Source organism: Methylobacterium mesophilicum SR1.6/6, assembly GCF_000364445.2.
Classification (GTDB): Bacteria; Pseudomonadota; Alphaproteobacteria; order Rhizobiales; family Beijerinckiaceae; genus Methylobacterium; species Methylobacterium mesophilicum_A.
The window spans coordinates 1,708,577-1,722,276 of record NZ_CP043538.1 but is presented as its reverse complement, the minus strand read 5'-3'; the positions used below and the strand labels follow the sequence as shown (position 1 = coordinate 1,722,276).

General features: G+C 60.0%; 15 protein-coding genes and 2 pseudogenes. 11 read left to right on the top strand and 6 right to left on the bottom strand.

Features of this window, described 5'->3' with window-relative positions; translation table 11 throughout:
* Positions 1-24: 24 nt before the first annotated feature.
* Positions 25-1,161 (bottom strand): hypothetical protein, encoded by a 1,137-nt coding sequence (locus MMSR116_RS08065; RefSeq protein WP_010685691.1) that lies wholly within the window; start codon positions 1,159-1,161, stop codon positions 25-27.
* A gap of 614 nt (positions 1,162-1,775) precedes the next feature.
* Between MMSR116_RS08065 and MMSR116_RS08060 the strand changes: the two genes are divergently transcribed.
* The 6 genes from MMSR116_RS08060 (at position 1,776) to MMSR116_RS32500 (ending at position 5,858) form a co-directional block, all read left to right on the top strand.
* Entirely contained in the window at positions 1,776-3,299 is a 1,524-nt protein-coding gene (locus MMSR116_RS08060; protein ID WP_010685692.1) for a hypothetical protein, read from the top strand.
* 79 nt (positions 3,300-3,378) lie between these two features.
* Positions 3,379-3,651, top strand: a complete 273-nt coding sequence (locus MMSR116_RS08055; protein WP_039894094.1) for a hypothetical protein — start codon at positions 3,379-3,381, stop codon at positions 3,649-3,651.
* Between the two features lie 86 nt (positions 3,652-3,737).
* Positions 3,738-4,022: a hypothetical protein gene (locus MMSR116_RS08050; protein ID WP_010685694.1), complete on the top strand. Its 285-nt coding sequence runs from the start codon at positions 3,738-3,740 to the stop codon at positions 4,020-4,022.
* A gap of 655 nt (positions 4,023-4,677) precedes the next feature.
* A complete protein-coding gene (gene tnpA / locus MMSR116_RS08045; protein ID WP_010685695.1) occupies positions 4,678-5,064 on the top strand; it encodes an IS66-like element accessory protein TnpA in 387 nt (128 codons plus the stop codon).
* A 25-nt stretch (positions 5,065-5,089) separates the two neighbouring features.
* Positions 5,090-5,494 carry an IS66 family insertion sequence element accessory protein TnpB gene (tnpB, locus tag MMSR116_RS08040; RefSeq protein WP_348529364.1) on the top strand — a complete coding sequence of 135 codons (405 nt, stop codon included), beginning with the start codon at positions 5,090-5,092 and terminating at the stop codon, positions 5,492-5,494.
* Positions 5,463-5,858 carry a hypothetical protein gene (locus tag MMSR116_RS32500; RefSeq protein WP_010685696.1) on the top strand — a complete coding sequence of 132 codons (396 nt, stop codon included), beginning with the start codon at positions 5,463-5,465 and terminating at the stop codon, positions 5,856-5,858. The genes tnpB and MMSR116_RS32500 overlap by 32 nt, the downstream gene beginning before the upstream one ends.
* Here MMSR116_RS32500 and MMSR116_RS31805 read toward each other — a convergent pair.
* A pseudogene (locus tag MMSR116_RS31805) lies at positions 5,856-6,071 on the bottom strand (DDE-type integrase/transposase/recombinase); the annotation flags it as partial. The gene MMSR116_RS32500 and the pseudogene MMSR116_RS31805 sit on opposite strands and share 3 nt — an antisense overlap.
* Positions 6,064-6,258, bottom strand: a pseudogene (locus MMSR116_RS08025) (IS66 family transposase); the annotation flags it as partial. The pseudogenes MMSR116_RS08025 and MMSR116_RS31805, both read right to left, overlap by 8 nt.
* A gap of 120 nt (positions 6,259-6,378) precedes the next feature.
* Between MMSR116_RS08025 and MMSR116_RS08020 the strand changes: the two are divergent.
* Positions 6,379-6,525, top strand: a complete 147-nt coding sequence (locus tag MMSR116_RS08020; protein WP_158168619.1) for a transposase domain-containing protein — start codon at positions 6,379-6,381, stop codon at positions 6,523-6,525.
* 591 nt (positions 6,526-7,116) lie between these two features.
* Here MMSR116_RS08020 and MMSR116_RS08015 read toward each other — a convergent pair.
* From MMSR116_RS08015 to MMSR116_RS32495, 3 genes are all read right to left on the bottom strand, one after another.
* Complete coding sequence (locus MMSR116_RS08015; protein ID WP_158168617.1) at positions 7,117-7,800, bottom strand: hypothetical protein; 684 nt, start codon at positions 7,798-7,800, stop codon at positions 7,117-7,119.
* A gap of 196 nt (positions 7,801-7,996) precedes the next feature.
* Positions 7,997-8,802, bottom strand: a protein-coding gene (locus tag MMSR116_RS08010) for an IS5 family transposase (RefSeq protein ID WP_085988008.1) whose coding sequence is annotated in 2 segments (ribosomal slippage) — positions 7,997-8,472 and positions 8,472-8,802 — 807 coding nt in all. Because the reading frame shifts where the segments join, the coding sequence is not laid out codon by codon here.
* Between the two features lie 501 nt (positions 8,803-9,303).
* Positions 9,304-9,534, bottom strand: a complete 231-nt coding sequence (locus MMSR116_RS32495; RefSeq protein ID WP_432419890.1) for a helix-turn-helix domain-containing protein — start codon at positions 9,532-9,534, stop codon at positions 9,304-9,306.
* A gap of 217 nt (positions 9,535-9,751) precedes the next feature.
* Between MMSR116_RS32495 and MMSR116_RS32490 the strand changes: the two genes are divergently transcribed.
* The 4 genes from MMSR116_RS32490 to MMSR116_RS07990 all read left to right on the top strand — a co-directional run bounded on the left by MMSR116_RS32490 (position 9,752) and on the right by MMSR116_RS07990 (position 13,628).
* A complete protein-coding gene (locus MMSR116_RS32490; protein WP_432419902.1) occupies positions 9,752-10,576 on the top strand; it encodes a helix-turn-helix domain-containing protein in 825 nt (274 codons plus the stop codon).
* A 955-nt stretch (positions 10,577-11,531) separates the two neighbouring features.
* Entirely contained in the window at positions 11,532-11,939 is a 408-nt protein-coding gene (locus MMSR116_RS08000; protein WP_432419874.1) for an IS630 family transposase, read from the top strand.
* Between the two features lie 3 nt (positions 11,940-11,942).
* Positions 11,943-12,224 carry a hypothetical protein gene (locus tag MMSR116_RS07995; RefSeq protein ID WP_158168611.1) on the top strand — a complete coding sequence of 94 codons (282 nt, stop codon included), beginning with the start codon at positions 11,943-11,945 and terminating at the stop codon, positions 12,222-12,224.
* 153 nt (positions 12,225-12,377) lie between these two features.
* Positions 12,378-13,628: an NAD(P)/FAD-dependent oxidoreductase gene (locus MMSR116_RS07990; protein WP_158168609.1), complete on the top strand. Its 1,251-nt coding sequence runs from the start codon at positions 12,378-12,380 to the stop codon at positions 13,626-13,628.
* The last annotated feature ends 72 nt before the right edge of the window (positions 13,629-13,700 follow it).

Below are 13,700 nucleotides of genomic sequence, written 5' to 3'. Positions count from 1 at the left end.
TTTTTATTAATTCAACACAGATATTTAGTAATCAGATACGTGTTCGTCACGCAAGTGATCAATGATATCGTTGTGCAGACGTTCAGTGTGGCTCAAGAAGCTCTCGCGGAGCGTATCGTCGCGTCGGCGGTCGATCGTCACACCCAGACGACACGTTGTCACGGCAGCCCAACCATTTAGATCATCCCGCGTGAACGCGTCGAAAATTTCTTCCTCGATCAACAAGAGGTGGTCTTCGTCTAATTTGTCATCGTGACCATACATGCAGGCCTTTCGTATGATGGTGGACAATATGGTCATCAACTTGATATCGATCGGCGTTTGCGTGTGCTGATGATTGATGAGAAATCTGATATCGGCTGCAAAGTGATGTGAATATTCCGCCACTTCAGCCATCTTCGTCCGATGCCGATCATCGATGTGATTATGAAGGTCAAACACAATCCTCTCGAATTGAAGTCGTCGCTGGAGATTGCCCCCGACGAGGCGACCGAACTCCTCGATGGCCAGTTCGCGTCGCGTCCAAAGGGGATCGAGGGTATCGGTGCTCGCCGTCGACAAGCCAGACGAGCGCGGTGAGCGGAACAGCTCCGGATCATCGGTAATGTAGATCAAAGCCTTCGCCGACAGAACGCCAACGCGATCCAAGTTGTGACCGGCGTAGGCGAAGTACGCGAAGCGCGGATCAAACCCGCCAGTCGCGGTGAGATAGCGCCCATCCCGGAAGACGGCGATCACCGACCAATCGCTACTCTCATCGTGTGCCACCACGGTGCCGCGAAGCCGAGGATATCGCGCTGCGAGGGCGGACAAGGCAGGTTCGGGACAGGCCCAGGCGGTGTCGAACTGACAGTCGTAGATCGTGTCGCTGATCATTCCCCCGTAGAAGGCGCACGTGTTCCACTTCGTGCCCCAATTGAATGAACGCCAGACCAACCAATCCGGAAGGCTCGCCACAGCAGAGCCGGTTTCAGGCATCACGACAGCAGGGGTGTGGCGGCTCTCCAGGATCTCAGAAGGCATTGGCACGATAGCGTTGAGATCGAGGCTTGGTGGGTCGTTCGGCTGATCTTCCCGGATGCGGACGCACTCGCGCACGAAACGAGCGACTTCGTCGGCGGGACCAGTCAGAGTGAGGCGGTTGAAAGCGTAGTTCGGCACGAGCAATGTGTCCTGAGTTGCAATGATGCGACCCTACAGAGCCTTCAGAGGCGATGTCGAAATTGAATTGACGCCCATCGCCGCCAGCGCGGCGGGTTCAGCTCTCGCCCAGGCACTCGGCTTCATCTGCAGGCCCGGCGGGTAGCGGGGATCCTCACGGATAGGTGGCAACAATTCCGTCCGTTGCGTGTTTGGACGCGCTTGCAGCGCGTCGGATTGGGATCACGCTCGGCGACGAGGCAAAGGCAGATGTCGTGTACGACGAGGTCGTGAGAGGTCAGCTCGTCGACATCTCATCGCCCCCTGATGTCACGAGCGCTGACCGATCGGGGCGTCAGCTCCGATCGAGGCGAAGCGACGTGACATGAGATCGTGCTGCGGCGCGGTCGCGCCGTCGCGGGATCGATCTCGACCTTCGGCGAAGATCGAGACAGGGCGGGACGTGCCGTCCCGCCACTGTGCGTGCTCGTCTTTGCAAGCACGGGCTCGCGCCCGCACCCGAAAGAGCGGCACGCATTCAGCAAAGAGCAAGCGACATGTCAATATGTATTTCTATTACAGGTGACAGACTCAGATCGAGTAATTAATTCCGTCCACCCTTAACTCTCTTAGACATGCACCGGACGGAATTAATCCACACCCATATCGGCGAGATACCTGAACGGATCACCTGCGTCGTGCTCGCTGGACCGCCGGGCAGTGGCAAATCGACGAGGCTGACCGGAGAAGCGATCCACATCCCAGGCGTCGTCGTCATAGCGGCACCACGTATAGACCTCGTCGAGGAGCACGCCGCCCGTTTGCGCGCGCTGATCGATGAGCTGGACCCGAGTTCGAGACCGACCATTCAGGTCATCCATTCTGAGCAATCGGCTGGCGGGTCCGTCGATCGTCGATTGCGGGCAGCGCTCCGCAATCCCGTCAACCCACAGCTCATCATCGTCACCACGCACGCCGCCCTCATGGGCTTAGGGGAGGAGGATGTCGATGGCTGTCACGTCGGGATCGATGAGATCCCCGAGACGGCCATCGTCGCCGACGAGATCGGCCTCGGTGCGTCGTGGCCGATGATGGCCGCACGGTACGATCTCACCCCGAGCCGCGAACCGGGATGGTTCCGGTTGTCCCTGCGCCCTGATGCCAAGGCGATCGGCCTGCCTCAGCTCCTCGATGACGTCGGATGTTCGCTCACCGCGTTGCACCGGTTGGCCACCTCTCGAGCTCGGATCGTCGAGGTCGACGTCGCGAGCTGGGACGATGCCGGTGTTATCGGCCGTCGCGTTCGTTGGCGTTCGATCTGGACCTTGGGCGCTCTTCGTCGCTGCGCCAGCCTGACGCTCGCGGCCGCAGGATACCTTAGCAGCCTCGTCGATCATGCGACCCGGCGTGCGGGTGGCGTTCGCATCGAGATGGTTCAGGTCGGGCCTCCGCGTACCGGTCAGCCTCAAATCCGCATCCACTACTATGCGCGACATGCCGGCTCGACGGCGTGGTGGGCGGGAGATGGTTGTGCCTGCGTCGTTGCGATCGCGAAGCACCTCGAGGCGACGCAGTTCAAAGGCTACTGGAGCTCGAACAGCAGCATCCGCCCTTACTTCGCGGGACGCCTCGAAGGTCCCGAGTGCAGCCCTCGGTTGTCGGGCACGAACGCGCTGCGTGACCACGAGAGCTGCGCCTTCATCTACTCCGCCAAGGCGACGCGTGCGGACGCCGCGATCATCGACGCGCTCCAGCTCGATCCGGACGATATTCGAGCGGCGCGGGAGGACGAGGACATCCTACAGTTCGTGACACGTGGCGCGATCCGCCATCCAGCGTATGCGGGCGGCTATGACATCCACGTCTACGACGATGGGCAGGCGAAGCGGCTGCGGGATCGACTGACAGCCGCCGGCTACGATGACGTGACCGTCGCGCCCATCGTCGAGGCCGGGATTGCGGACGTCGTACGTCCGCGTTCTGGCAAATCGGCGAACGCAGACGGTACCGATCCTGCCACCGCTGCCGAACGCGCTCAACGCAAGAAGAAACGGGAGGCCGAACGCGGGCGGCGGCGGCGTACTGCGGCGAGGGATGCGCAGATCGCGGCTGGGACTTATCGACCACCCGGACGTCCTCGCGGTCAGCTCACGATTTAATTTGAGCTCCAGCCCCCGCCACCCTTACACCTGCGTCATCGCCCGGCAAATAGGCTGAACTCGGCGATGTCATTTTAGGATGGACAAGATGTACACGCACAAGCTCCTAGTCGAAATTGATACGCTAGATATCGAAAACGTCGCGTTGTTCGGCTTCAGACTCGCTGGCTTTCACCAGTCACATCCGGATGTAGACTTCGAGTGGGGCGAGGCTTACAACGAGCATGAAGAAGATGATGAATACGGGGGCGATGAGGATGATGACGCACGGGAAACCGCCATTTTCCAGATCGTGTTCAAGACCCAGGAGGGTCGTAAAAGTTACCTCGATTATCGGGTACAGAGCGTTTAGTCTGATCTCTCGCATTTAGCATAAGATTCATTTCATGATTTACGACGCGTTCCATTTTAACAGTTCAGCAATTGGATCACTTTAACATGACAACCCATAGCGTGATGATGATCGTCAACTCGTGTCCCGTCGACGCAGTTGTGAACTTCGGCATCTTGCTGGAGAAATTTGCCCAAGCCCATCCTACGATTTCGTTTTCTTGGCGCTGGGAAGATCCAACAGAAGATGATGGCGTCGATGTTGAGCCGATCGGGCTGATGGATTACGCCGATGATGAAGAAGGTCCAGACAACCTGAACTTCCTCATCTCCTTTGAGTCGGACGCCGACTTGATCAGGTTCACAACGTTCAATCGCTGGATCAACCCATGAGTCAAATCGATCCCGAACTAATATAGGAATATGCGGCAGGCCGATCGCCGTAATTTATCGCAGCGATCGGCCTGTTGTCAGAAAGATTCCTAAACATCTGACCTGCCAGGTATTTTGAGCCGAGCGGATCGAGAGACCACTGATTGGTGGCAGCCGGATGTAGTCGCAAGTTTAGATCCAATCGGATGACATCGGCGGCCGTCCTGTATTCTAAATGGCAGCGCGCTCGCGCGCGGATGCAAGCAATATACAAGATTTATACCTAGATATAGCCTCGTTTATGTGAAATACAATTTGATTTAGGCAATCGTCCTGCAGCTTTTCTCGGAGATCTTTGCTTACCTGTATGCCAGTATCAAGATCCTAATTCATGCCGTTTGAACCAATATCGGGCGCAGCTTCAACACAACCATGAGCGTCGTCTGAGCAGCACATTCTGACCGATTGGCCGAGCGTGGGATATGGAGCACTCGAGGAGCTCCGTTACATGTCAATGCCAAAGCGTATGGCTATGTCGGAGCTGGTCCGGCGCCTGGAGGTATTTACGGAGCCGGGCATTTCGATCAGCGCGGGGTAAGCGCTCGTCGGCAGGCGCCTTGCGGGATAAGATCCTGGACCTGGATACAGTGCTGTTACGAAGGCCTGTATCCGCCCTATGTCTGGACCTACGATCTCGCCCCATATCGTCGCAGCCGGCACGCGTCGCTCGTGGACGCGTGAGGAAAAGCGAGCGATCCTCGCTGAGGCGGAGAGCACCACCGCGTCGATCTCGTCTGTGGCACGCGGCCATGGCCTGACGCGATCGCTCCTCTTTCGCTGGCGACGCGAGGCCTGGGATGAGGAGCGGGCGGCGGCCCTGCCGGTTCAGCCTCCCTTCGTTCCGTTCGCACTGCCGGCGCCGGTGGGGCTGCCGACGCGTGAACAGGGTGCGCCGGGTGGCGCCATCGAGGTGGAACTGGCCGACGGCCATCGGTTGCGTGCCGAGACCGGTGCCGATCCAGCCCTGGTGCGAGACCTTCTCGCGGCGCTGCTGGATCGATGATCCCCGTTCCCTCGGGCTCGCGCTTATGGCTGGCCCCGGCCACACCGACCTGAGGAAGGGCTTCGACAGGCTCGCCGCGCTGGCGCAGGACCACCTGCACCATGATCCGTTCTCCGGTCAGGCCTTAGTCTTCCGCGGCCGTGCTGGGCGGCTGATCAAGGTCCTGTGGTGGGACGGCCAGGGGCTGTGCCTGTTCTCGAAGCGGTTGGCGAAGGGCCGTTTCGTCTGGCGGGGACTGCAGGGGCCGCGGCGGCGCTCACACCAGCCCAACTCGCGATACTGCTGGAGGGGATCGACTGGCGGGCGCCCGAGCGCACGGACCGACCGCGCATCGCGGGCTGAGGGACGCTGCGCCCGGAGGGGCTGCAGAGCCGTCATGGGCAAGCTGAGCTATTGGCATGGCTCTCGATCCTGCCTCGCTGCCAAATGATGTGGATGCACTCAAATGCATGATCGTCGGCATGGCGAGGGATGCCGTTCATGCCAACACCCCGATCGAGAAGCTCCGCGGCGAACTTGCAAGGTTGAAGCGGGCGCAGTTCGGCGTCCCGTCCGAGAAGCTGCAAGCCCGCGTCGAGCAGTTCGAACTCACCATCGAAGCTCTGGAGGTTGACGAGTCCGAGCGCCTCGCGGCGGTTCCGGTCGTCGCCGAGGCGGTCGAGGCGGCGAGCCGAGGGCCGGAGCGCCGCTCCTTGCCCGATCATCTGCTGCGCGAGACCGTCGCTCATCCCAGCTCCTGCGCCTGCCCGGCCTGCGGCGGCGCATTGCCTCATCCTGATTGTCGCGCTGCATAGCAGCCGTAGGACGAGCGCGGCGGCCGTCTGCGCTGTCTCCCTGGCGATGTAGGCGGAGCCGTTGTCGGACAGCCACTCGACCGGGTGCGGGGTCTTCGTCGCGCCGAACCGGCGCTCGCAACAGGCGATCATCAGGTCGCAGACCATCTCGGCAGAGACGCTCGCCATGGTCGCCGACCACGCCATGATCTCGCGGTCGCAGGCCCTCATCGCTGACGACGCGGCTATGGCCCTCGTGACCGGGCTTGCCGCCGCCGGGCTTTGAGTGCTCCCGCTGCTCCTTGCGATCGGTCGCAGACGGCTTGGACGAGGTCCACGAGGTATTCTCTGGCCTCTGCAGCCGCAGCACCAGCTCGATCAGCTCCTCGCGGCTCAGCCGTTCCAGTTCGCTGCGGCCCATCTCACGAGAGAATCGGCGAAATCGGCTCCCGGCAAGAGGCAAGCTCGTCCCGGCAAGCCACCCAGCAGTGGTCGCTCGGCCGCCGACCGATCCACCCCGTGAGTAATTACCCGAGCGGTTATGGCCGAGAACTGCAAGATCATCGGCGTCGGGCCGCAAGCCTGCCTGGTTAACGTCATAACCCGTATTGCCGAAGGCTACCCCCAGCGCCGCTTTGATGATCTGCTGCCGCGGGGTTTACAGGCAACGCCAGCCTTGAAGCCGTGACCTAAAGACACCGCTCAAACCGCACCTGCTTCGCACTCGTCGTCTGACCCTGCTTCAAGACGCACTTTCTTCAATCCCATTTGATACTATCAATCAGCCCGATCCTAAGACGGCCGCGCCGATCAAGACCATAACTACAACCCAACGAAGGGCAAGAATAACACTTGAATGGAGACGATACACATCAAGAAACAAGGAAGTCTCTTCATGTACTTTATGGATCCCGATCGAAAAATTTCTGGAACAGCAAGTCAGGATAGGCTATTCTCGGAACCCTGAACCACACGAGGCTGCGAGGACAACCACATTTCCGCAGAAGCCATAGGTATGAGAAGCCGCCTACCAACCTTGATAGCTGATAGACGACCAGAGGCGATCTCTTCGAGAGCTTTGGTTCGTCCGAGTCTCGACCAATCTAAGAACTCCTTAAGCGACAGAGCCCCACGAACAAAACTTTGCTGTTGGATTGCCATTGCACTGTCAAACCTCTCCTTCGAATATAGATCCCACGCGAATAAAACGAGGACATATCCGCCGACACGTGTGAAAACGTTAGGCCACTGGAACCAAAATTTTTTTCGAACCATCCCCTCAGCAGATATGCACTACTGATTTCGACTTAATCTGGGGCCGTTTTCGCAACTCATGAGCTCGAAACATCTTCCGACGGTAATAAGCTACACTCGACTCTAGAATCACGAAGCCGAGTCTTTCAGTCAAGCATTGCGCGGCCAAAAGATCATTAGCATGCTCTGACAAAACCGTCCTCAGGGCGTCCTGGTTATCGGCGGCCCAGTGCCTATGCGACGTCGGCTGAAAAGCAGCATCGCTCAGAAAATCAACCTCATTCAGCCAACGGGCCGGGCAAAGCTTAGTAGCTTCCCAGGCACTGATTTCTTTAATCGTCACTCCAAGTGCGAACCCAACAATCGGCTTCCAATACTTACGCTTCGTCCGCGCCATCACTGCAGAGCGGAACACAGCAAAATCGAGATAATCCGCCTTTTCTTCCGAACGATACACAAATCGCTTCTTGTGTCGACCCATCCGGCTCAACGCTTCCGAAGAAATGTCGACGTTGACTTGCCCCTTTCTTACACATACGAGCTCACCCTCAAGTTCGGCCGCCCGCCTTCGGAAGTAGGCTTCTTCCTTCCGTATCATCATCACGTCCTTAGACAGTTGTGCATTTTCGCTGCGCATCCGAGATGCCTCTTGCTCTTTTAGTTCAAGTTCAGACTCGAGTTCTGAAATACGACGCTCGAGATGAGCCACGTTTTCATTTAGAGCATTAGACTGTGCCTTTCCTATACTCAAATCGACGAAACTAAACTCACCCTTCGCAAGAAATTCTCCAGCACGAACGGCTGAAAGATGGGCCTCGTGTGGCGGCGTAGTTGGATGCCCAGCGCGGCTTAGCAGCTTCCGAACTATACCAATATCTACGTTCTGACTGTTTCCCTTAGAGCGCCTAACAGAACCGTTTGATCTGCTTGAGGGTGATGAGGCTCGCGGCCAGGGTTGTGAAGGCCTCGTAGATGTCGCCGCGCCGCTCGTAGCGGATGGGCAGGCGGCGGAAGCGGTTGAACCAGGCATGGGTCCGCTCGACGACCCAGCGGTGACGCCCGAGCCTCTCGCTGCTCTCGATGCCTTTGCGCGCGATCCGCGGCACGATCCCGCGCGCCCGGCACTCCCGGCGTCGTGCTTTGGCATCATAGGCCTTGTCCGCGTGCAACTTGTCCGGACGATGCCGCGGGCGTCCGCGCCGCCCGTTGCGCAGGGGCGGGATGGCGTCGAGGGTCTGGGCCATCATCACGCTGTCGTGTCGGTTGGCGCCGCTCAGGCAGAAGCCGAGCGGCGTGCCGCGCGCGTCGGTGACGAGGTGGCGCTTCGTGCCCGGCTTGCCCCGATCCGTCGGGTTCGGGCCCGTGGCAGAGCCCCTTTTTTGGCCGGGACAGACGCACTGTCCAGGCTCGCGCGGCCCCAATCGATCTCGCCCGCCGCGTGCAGGCGCTCCAGCAGGATCTGATGCAGCCGCGCCCAGACGCCTGCCGCCTGCCAGTCGCGCAGGCGGCGCCAGCAACTCATCCCGCAGCCGCAGCCCATCTCGGCGGGTAGCATCTCCCAGGGCAGGCCAGAGCGCAGCACGAACAGGATGCCGGTCAGCGCCGCACGGTTCTCGAGCGGGCGCCGCCCGCCCTTCGGACGCGGCCGGGGCGGCGGAAGAAGCGGGGCGATCTCAGTCCACAGATCGTTGGGAAGAAGGGGGCGAGCCATCCCAGCCAACGCCCGACCACACGATCCGTGCCCGTTCTGTTAGGCGCTCTTAGTATGCATAAACTGAACTCCCCACCTTCCAACGCCTAGGACATGCCAGGCCGGTCACAAAGAGGCAGATTGTCTTCCCAGACAGTCGCAGTCGCCAAAACAAAAACGCGATCGCAGATGTCCCATCAGAACACTGCTAAGCATCAAAATAGATTGGAAGCTCCATACCAAATAGATTTGATTAGATTGGACCGTCAATTTAGGTCAAAGTCATGTTATAGAATTCCCTTTATGAAATTTAACACCAAACAAGCTTAAATGCAGTAGCTTGGCTCAAATCTTCAAACAGGATGATCGGCACATAGACCTTTCTATTTTCAGATACCACGACTCTCTTTAGCATGAGCTGAGCTGCTATTTCATTTGTGTCAATCCAATCGGTTACTTCTGGATTCAGCGTCTGGTGCACCACATCTTGAAAAATTCTGCCTTTTTCGATGTAACATGGTATTACAAAAAGAATCCGGCCAATTTTGGATGCTGCTCCCGAATTAATTGCTCGTAGTTGACCGTTCCCTCTGAGATGGAGATTGCTTCACAAGCAAGAGCGATTGCTTTTGGCACCGGACCAATAGTCTCATAATTTGATATACTTCTCTTACTTACACCAAGCATGTTGCCAGCCTCTTCTTGAGTAAAGTCATGTCGTCTGCGCCAGGCAGTGAGCTCAACAGGTGTCATGCCGCTGCATATAACTCGATTTGCGTCACGTCAACCAAAAATTTTCCCTTGAAGGCAGAAAATCCTGCGTTTAGAGGACGGACGTGGAGGTCGCGTGTTGGCTCAACGCCGCAACGAGGCTGGCGACCTGCCCCCTCTGAAACTCGCCTTGAAAGCTCAGTCGCTGTGGATTTGCACTGAAGCAGGACGCTATTCAGCTCAATCGTGGGGAACGCACATGATCAACGAGCCTTTTAGCCTCATTAGATGGGCCCAAAGTCGGACAGAGATCACAAATGCCGTACATGCTAACACTTTGATCGCGGTTGCTATTGACTGTAATCGCGATGGAAATTGCTTTCCATCGCAGGAACGTCTTGCAAAGGCAACTCGCTACAGTGTCCGTGCCGTGCGTAATTCGCTGGCTTGGCTCGAAGATGCGGGCTTCCTTCGACGGGAAGAGCGGAGACGACAGGATGGCTCGCGTACTTCCGATCGAATTTTTCTGATTCTTGATTGGCATAACAACGGGCATGATGTGCCGGCTGGAGAGTCAACTACCGGCAATTCAAGTCAACACAAGCGGCAGATCACGACAACTTCAGCGGCACCTGAATCCAGGCTCGCTAAACTTGAAGGGCCAGGAGAAGGACCAGTAGAAGAAGTATCCGAACCTGTCGGTTCGGGTGCTGGAGCACCCTCCGCGCGAGGACTCCTGTTCTCGGAGGGGCGACCAGCACTCGCATCGCTCGGCGTCAGTCAACGCGAGACCGGCCCTATAATCGGCCGTTGGCTACGAGATACCGGCAACGATGCTTCTCGCGTCCTCGACGTAATTAGAAGCGCTCGCGACGCCGCTCCCCATGCACCCATTCCATGGATCACGGCGATATTGAACGACAGCGCCAGACTTCGATCAAGGTCGTCGGCAGTTCATCCCCACCGCTCAACTAACGGTGCGCTTGCGTACCTCAGTAGCCGTTTAGGAGAACGTTATGCAAAAAGCCATTTCCGATCGCAAGATGCAGATATCAGCTCCACCATCGAGCACGAAGGAGATTGACAACCTTATCTCTCTGCATATCAATTCTTTGGAGACTCATCCTACAGACTTTCGACGCCGTAAGTCTCCTGCATCGCGGGCACTTTCCGACAAACACCGGGCAATGCTTGAAACGCGTCGAGCTCAGCTAAGACTGAGTCTCACACCCGCAAACGAGGAGGCTCTTGAAGATGCAATTGCAGTCATCTTTGGTCGTCCCACTCAATTTGGCATTTCAGAGGAAGAGGCTTATCTGAAAATGAAGCTATACTCTGAGGTTCTTAGAGGCTTTCCGGCGTGGGCAATGAACGAGGTTCAGTACCGATTTGGTAGTGGGCCGTGGCAATGTCAGTGGAAGGGAATTGGGCTTCCTGAGTCGCATCATATAGCTGCTGAATGCCGCCATATTCTTTTGCCGATCGAGCGCGAGCTCGCTCGGCTGAACACTCTCCTCGACGCCGAAGTGTACGAAGACCGGGCTACCCCTCGACGAGCGCGAAAGAGCAGTAGCCCATGCTAGAACGTAATATCTAACATGAGAAGTCAGTCGTTGGCTAATGACTCAGAAAGCACACGCAACCGCATTGGCAATGCTGATCGCGGCTTTGAATCGAATAATTATGACTCTATTTTACAAGAAAGAATCGACAATGAACACAAATCATCTTGGATTCATGTATCAGCGACTGGTTCGATCAAGACCTCCGAATAAACATGTCATTTATTCGAACCAAAGCGCTCTCTAGTTGTCTGAGTTGAAATAAATTTGACAGTTTAGTTGTGTGGGTGGATCGTTGGGTGCATCCTGATGGAGGTGTGCCATGTCGCGTGGCCCAAAGGCCGTATCTCTCGATCTCAGCCGGCACGAGCAGGGTGAGATACAACGTCTGCTGCGCCGACACGGGACCGGGCAGGCGCTGGTTTCGCGTCTGCGTATCATCCTGGCCGGTGCGGAACCTGGCGCGACCATCCTGGGGTGGCGACGGCGGTGAGAATCAGCCGCCAGACGGTGGCGCTCTGGCAGTCCCGCTTCGCCGCGCATCGACTGGAGGGGCTGGTCGACGCGCCGCGCTCCGGAGCGCCCTGCAGCATCAATGACGAGGCTATCAAGCGCCTGGTCACTCTTACCCTGGAAGAGGCACCGGCCAACGCCACGCACTGGGGTACCCGCTCGATGGCGCGCCGCACCGGCATGAGCCAGAGTGCGGTGTCACGCATCTGGCGCGCCTCCGGTCTGCGGCCGCACCGAGCCGACACCTTCAAGCTCTCCGCGGATCCCGCGTTCGTGGAGAAGTTGCGCGACGTAGTCGGCCTCTACCTTACCCCACCCGATCGCGCGCTGGTGCTGTGCGTCGACGAGAAGCCGCAGATCCAGGCGGTGTAGGGTATGGCTGCAGCCTTTCCCCTCCGGCCGGGCCAAGCCGAGCGTGTGCCGCTCGCCGCACCCGGCGTCGCCTCGGCCGCCCTGTTCGCGTTCCTGACCTCCTTCGACAAGCTCGTCATCTCGCTCTTCCTCACCAACGCGGCCACGCAGACCTTGCCGGTGCGCATCTGGAACAGCCTGCACATGCAGGTCGCGCTGACGGCGGCGGTCAGCGCGTTCCTGATCGGCGTCACGGGCGTAGTCCTAGCCGCCGACGCGCTCCTGCGCCGGCGCCGGACCACATGACCCCGTGCCCGCCTCTCGCCCCGCTCCCACGGTCCCGGCCGCACCGCGAGGGCGCCGCGCGCGGTGCGGGATCGCCGGAGCGGAGTCCGGACGCCATCCGTCCGACCGATCACGGTCGAACCACCGCCTATTCTCGGCCTCCGGAGACGCCGCATGAGCGATAAGAACACTGCGATCGTCCTCGGCGCGGGCGTGGTCGGGCTGTCGACCGCGCTCTACCTCCGGCGCGCCGGCCGGGATATCACCGTGATCGATCCGCTGCCGCCGGGCGGCGGCGCCTCACACGGCAACGCCGGCATGATCAGCGCCGACACGGCCTCGCCGATCGCGATGCCCGGCATGCTGCGCCAGGTGCCTGGCTGGCTCCGGGACAAGAAGGGCCCCCTCGTCGTCCACCCCACCTACCTGCCCACCGCGCTGCCCTGGCTGATGCGCTGGATCAAGGAGGGGCGGATCGAGCGCGTCCTGGCGATCTCGGACGCGCTGCGCGCCCTGCACAAGGACGCGTTCGCCTGTTGGCAGGACCTGATCGGACCGCAGGCGTTCGGCGAGCTCGTCCGGCGCACCGGCCAGATCCAGGTCTGGGACGGCGAGGGGGAGAGCGCGGGCGCGCGCGTCGAGCGGCAGATCCGCGAGCGGCACGGCATCGAGGCGCAAGTGCTCGGGGCCGACGACCTGCAGCAGATGGTGCCCGGCATCTCCCGCGCCGTGCGGCGCGCGCTCCTCGTGCCCGGCAACGGCTACACGCTCAGCCCCGCCCGGCTCGTCGGGGCCCTGGCCGAGCGACTGCGCGGGGAGGGCGGCACGATCGTGGCCGAGCGGGCCCTGAAGCTCATCCCGCGCGAGGGCGGCGGCTTCACGGTCTGGACCAACATCGCGAACCGCGTCGGCGCCGACGTCGTGGTCGCCGGCGGGGCGTGGTCGAAGGCGCTGCTCGATCCGATCGGCGTGCGCGTGCCACTCGAAACCGAGCGCGGCTACCACGCCATGCTGCCTGCGCCCTCGATCGAGCCGCGCTACACGATCAGCTACAAGTCGCGCGGTTTCGGGGTGACGCCGATGGAAGGGGGCCTGCGCGCGGCCGGCACGGTCGAGTTCGCGGGCCTCGACGCCCCGCCGGACGAGACCCGCGCCCGGATCCTGGCCGCGCACGCGCGCGCGCTCTTTCCCGGCCTCACCCACGGGGAGCCGCAGCTGTGGCTCGGGTTCCGGCCCTCGCTCCCGGACACACTGCCCGTGCTCGGTCCGGTCCCGCAGCGGCCGGGCCTGCACCTGGCGTTCGGCCACGGCCACTACGGCATGACCGCCGGTCCGCCGAGCGGGCGCTTGGTCGCCGCGCTCCTGGCAAGGCGCGCCGCCCCGATCGATCCGGCCCCCTACGCCGTCGGCCGCTTCGCGTCCTGAGCTTACGCCAGGCCGCGCGCCCCAAGACGGGTCGAGCGGCGATGCCGCGCGCGGCCCTGAACTGCGAGAGGC

Bases quoted from the DNA above. Each gene is read 5' to 3' on its own strand.
- MMSR116_RS08060 (WP_010685692.1), top strand. From the start codon at position 1,776: ATGCACCGGACGGAATTAATCCACACCCATATCGGCGAGATACCTGAA.
- MMSR116_RS08055 (WP_039894094.1), top strand. From the start codon at position 3,379: ATGGACAAGATGTACACGCACAAGCTCCTAGTCGAAATTGATACGCTA.
- MMSR116_RS08050 (WP_010685694.1), top strand. From the start codon at position 3,738: ATGACAACCCATAGCGTGATGATGATCGTCAACTCGTGTCCCGTCGAC.
- tnpA (WP_010685695.1), top strand. From the start codon at position 4,678: ATGTCTGGACCTACGATCTCGCCCCATATCGTCGCAGCCGGCACGCGT.
- tnpB (WP_348529364.1), top strand. From the start codon at position 5,090: ATGGCTGGCCCCGGCCACACCGACCTGAGGAAGGGCTTCGACAGGCTC.
- MMSR116_RS32500 (WP_010685696.1), top strand. From the start codon at position 5,463: ATGGCTCTCGATCCTGCCTCGCTGCCAAATGATGTGGATGCACTCAAA.
- MMSR116_RS08020 (WP_158168619.1), top strand. From the start codon at position 6,379: ATGGCCGAGAACTGCAAGATCATCGGCGTCGGGCCGCAAGCCTGCCTG.
- MMSR116_RS32495 (WP_432419890.1), bottom strand. From the start codon at position 9,534: ATGACACCTGTTGAGCTCACTGCCTGGCGCAGACGACATGACTTTACT.
- MMSR116_RS32490 (WP_432419902.1), top strand. From the start codon at position 9,752: ATGATCAACGAGCCTTTTAGCCTCATTAGATGGGCCCAAAGTCGGACA.
- MMSR116_RS07995 (WP_158168611.1), top strand. From the start codon at position 11,943: ATGGCTGCAGCCTTTCCCCTCCGGCCGGGCCAAGCCGAGCGTGTGCCG.
- MMSR116_RS07990 (WP_158168609.1), top strand. From the start codon at position 12,378: ATGAGCGATAAGAACACTGCGATCGTCCTCGGCGCGGGCGTGGTCGGG.